The sequence below is a fragment of the Streptomyces sp. NPDC045022 genome (assembly GCF_056432605.1).
In genome coordinates this window covers 1-3559 of the sequence record NZ_JBWKIR010000072.1, presented here as the reverse complement: position 1 = coordinate 3559, position 3559 = coordinate 1, and the positions used below count along the sequence as shown (strand labels likewise).

3 protein-coding genes and 1 pseudogene are annotated in these 3559 nt (G+C 68.2%); 2 read left to right on the top strand and 2 right to left on the bottom strand.

All coding sequences use genetic code 11. The annotated features are described in order from the left end of the window. The first annotated feature begins 118 nt into the window (after positions 1–118). The gene (locus AC07C1_RS41125) at positions 119–463 is read left to right on the top strand and encodes a hypothetical protein (protein WP_478947227.1); all 345 of its coding nucleotides are present in this window, start codon (positions 119–121) and stop codon (positions 461–463) included. Between the two features lie 393 nt (positions 464–856). On the opposite strand, the gene AC07C1_RS41120 is transcribed toward AC07C1_RS41125, so the two are convergent. Further along, complete coding sequence (locus AC07C1_RS41120; protein WP_478947226.1) at positions 857–2242, bottom strand: MFS transporter; 1386 nt, start codon at positions 2240–2242, stop codon at positions 857–859. 125 nt (positions 2243–2367) lie between these two features. On the opposite strand from AC07C1_RS41120, the pseudogene AC07C1_RS41115 reads away from it, so the two are divergent. After that, positions 2368–3253: pseudogene (locus tag AC07C1_RS41115) on the top strand (helix-turn-helix transcriptional regulator). A gap of 53 nt (positions 3254–3306) precedes the next feature. Here the strand turns inward: AC07C1_RS41115 and AC07C1_RS41110 are convergent. Beyond that, positions 3307–3559 (bottom strand): transposase (locus tag AC07C1_RS41110; protein ID WP_478947225.1); only part of this gene is annotated, 253 nt, incomplete at its 5' end.

Below are 3559 nucleotides of genomic sequence, written 5' to 3'. Positions count from 1 at the left end.
GTGAGTTGCGTACGTGTCACACCCAGCGTCCTACCAGGTCCCACCCCCGCATGGGACCAGAACCCGAGAATGATCACGACCTCACACAGGCCCTAACCCAGCAACCGAGAGGTCCCACATGTCAGGGCACACCCAAACTAGCTGGATCGACCTCGAGGCCGCCAGGAACCTGGTTCCCGAGGATCGACGTGCTGAACTCCTCGAAGTGATCGAGTCCGCCGACTGGGTACCGGTACACGGCACACACCCGTTCTCGCAGGGCTATGCGGTCCGCACGGCGCTAACCCGGATCCCTAACGCCCTCGAGACGACGTACTCGCAGACCTGGGCCGCACCGAGGCAAGGGGATCGGCTCTACACCGTCATCGGTCTTCGGACCTCCCGGCAGGAGCTCTTCTTCCTGGACGACGGAGACATGACCATGCAAGGCGTGCTGATCCGACCCACTCAACAGCCAGCCTGAAGCTCCTGACTCCCACTCCGCCGTCGACGGCCCACCCTCACCAGGGGCGGGCCGTTCCTCGTTCCCATGCCGCGCCCGGACTAGGGTCTGTTGCGAAAGCGGATCTTGTTCGTTGATGATCACTTCCTGTGGGACGTGGCGATCTGACGAACAGCCAGTGGGCCCGGCTGTAGCCGTTGTTGCCGCAGGGCATCAAGCCAGGCCGTCCGCAGGTGTGGACGCGGCGGCAGCTCATAGACGGCATACGGTGGCGGACCCTAGCCGATCTGAAGGTCGGGGTGCCCCTCACCCGGCCGAGGCGAGGTGAGGAGCGCCCTCACGACGTGCGCCGCCCGGCTCCCTCAGGTTGAGTTCATTACCGGGCCCGCGCCAGACATCCCCGTCACCGTCCCGTCAGCTACGGCCGCGCGGCAGCATGAGGGCCGCGGCCGTGGTGGCTATCAGCATCAAAGCCGCGACGCACAAGGCGACCCGCAGACCCACAATGAACTCACCCCGGTCCGCGACCAAGGCTCCGAAGACGGCCACGGCTAGCGCGCCGCCCGTCTGCCGGAAGGAGTTCAGGATCCCGGCGGCCATTCCGGCCCGATCTGCGGCGATGTCGTTCAGCAGGATGGCGGTCAGGGAAGGTACGAAGACACCTAGGCCGAGGCCGACCGGGATGAGCATCGCCGCGATCACTGGCCTGCTGGTGCCCTCGTCGATCCAGAGCAGGCCGAACATCGCCAGCGCGAAGATCGCTTGTCCCATGGCGATCGGCATCCGCGGCCCAAAGCGTGCCGCAGCCCTGGCCGAGGCCAGGTTGGCTCCGGCGATCACGGCCATCATCGGTAGGAACATCAGCCCCGCGGCCATGCCGGACAGGTTCAGAACGTCTTGAAAGAACAGGCTCAGCACGAACACCAGCCCGTAGAACGCGGCATTGACGACGAAGCCGATCACGACCGAAACCGTCACCGTGCGCGAACGGAAGAGGTCGAGCGGGACCAACGGCGCGGCGGTACGTGCCTCGATCATAATGAACGCGGCCGTCGCCACTGCGGAGAGCCCCAGGCAGCCCAGCACCACGGGCTCGCCGAAGCCGTTCTCCCCTCCGTCGATCACCGCGAAGGTGAGCGCCGCGAGCGCGACGATCGCCGTGAGCTGGCCGTACGGATCGAGCGGCGTGGCACGGCGCGGCGAGCGCTCCGCGCGGGTCAACACCGCGAGGGTGGCAATGCCGACGGGCAGGTTGACGACGAAGATCGCCCGCCAGCTCAGAGTGCTGGACAGCACCCCGCCGGTCACCGGGCCGGCGGCAACCGCGACGGCTCCGCCAACGGTCCACAGCGCGATGGCCCGTGCCCGTTCGGCCGCGTCCGGGAATGTCTGCCGGACGAGGGCCAGCGAGGAGGGCAGCATGATCGCCGCCGCGCTCCCCTGGATCAGGCGGGCGGCGATAAGCTCGCCCAGCCCCGGCGCCAGTCCGCAGGCCGCCGAGGCGACCGTGAAGACCACGACGCCGGCGCCGAACGCGCGGCTCGCCCCGATGCGGTCGGAGAGCGTGCCCGCGGAAAGCAGGAGTGCGGCGAACATCAGCGTGTAGGCGTCCACGATCCATTGCAGTCCCGCCGTGCTGCCGCCGAAGGTCCGCCCGATCCCGGGCAGCGCCACGTTCATCGCCATGGTGTTGAGGTTGAGCAGAAAGATGCCCATGAACGTGGTCGCCAGGATCAGCTTCGGTGCGGCCGTGCGTTGCCGGGCATCCTGTGACGCGCGGGCTGGTTCAAGCGTGGTCATCCGTCCAGACTGGTGAGGCGCGCGAGGGCGAGGCAGACCGTGATCTTCAGGGGTGCGCCATAGGGGGGTGTAACAGGGCCAGGCTCCGGGCTGGCCCCCTGATCACACGCTGGCAGAATGACGACATGACCGAGTTCGGGAAGTTTCTGCGGGCTCGCCGTGGCGACGTAGGCCCGGCAGACGTCGGACTGCCCGCCGGAACCGGCACGCGCCGTACTCCGGGTCTGCGCCGGGAGGAGGTGGCGGCGCTGGCCGGTGTGAGCATCGACTACTACATACGTCTGGAACGCGGCAAGGAGACCCATCCGAGCCCCTCCGTGGTCGAGGCGCTGGCCGACGCGCTCCGCCTCAACCAGGAGGAGAGCGGCTTCCTGCACGAGCTGGCGGCGCGGGCGGCGCGGCGTGCGCCCGAGCCCCGTCCCCTGCCGTCACGGCGGGTCCGTCCGACCGTCACGCAGCTTCTGGAGACGCTCCGGCCCAACCCGGTACGTCGTGAGCCGCACCAACGACCTGCTGGCGGCCAATCCCAGCGGGCTGCGGCTGCTCCACGGCATCGCCGACTGGCCGGAGCGGCAGCGGAACACCGTCCGGTACATCTTCCTGCACCCAGCTGCCCGCGAGCTGTGGGCGGACTGGGAACAGAAGGCCAAGGGGTGCGTCGCCCAGTTGCGGGCGATCGCCGGCACCGATCCGGATGCCCCGGATCTCGCCGCACTCGTAGGTGAGCTAATCGTCAAGAGCCCCGACTTCAACCGGCTCTGGGAGCGGTACGAGGTGCACACGATCGGCGACGGCGAGAAGACGCTCCGACACCCGGAGGTCGGCACGATGACGCTCTCGCACGAAGGGCTGTCCCTCAACCGCGCACAAGGCCAGCGCCTCATCATCTACATGGCGCCGCCCGGCAGCCCGGACCACGACAAGATGACGCTCCTCGACCTCGCCGCCTCCGGCCCGTCCGTCGGTTCCGGCGAGACGGCGCCCGTCTCACCCTCTCGGAGACAAGGCTAAGGGCTGTCCCGTAAATGATCTTTGACGTGCCTGGTGGCCTGCGTGTTTCTGCGTCAGCCGGCAAGGGCGAGGTTGTGCAGGCGGGCGATGCCGAGCATGGCGTGGTGGACGCCGTCGCCTTTCAGTCGGCAGTCACGAAGGATCTTCCAGCCCTTCATCCGGGCGAAGACGTGCTCCACGCGGGCACGGACTTTGCGGTGGGAGGCGTTGCGTTCCTCCTTCCAGTCCGGGAGTTCGGTCTGCCCCTTCTCGCGGCGGTGCGGGATGACCAGGCCGGTACCCCGGTAGCCGCCGTCTGCGATGACT

What these genes read in the sequence shown, in the direction of transcription:
- AC07C1_RS41120 (WP_478947226.1), bottom strand. Translation starts at nt 2,242, where the DNA reads ATGACCACGCTTGAACCAGCCCGCGCGTCACAGGATGCCCGGCAACGC.
- AC07C1_RS41125 (WP_478947227.1), top strand. Translation starts at nt 119, where the DNA reads ATGTCAGGGCACACCCAAACTAGCTGGATCGACCTCGAGGCCGCCAGG.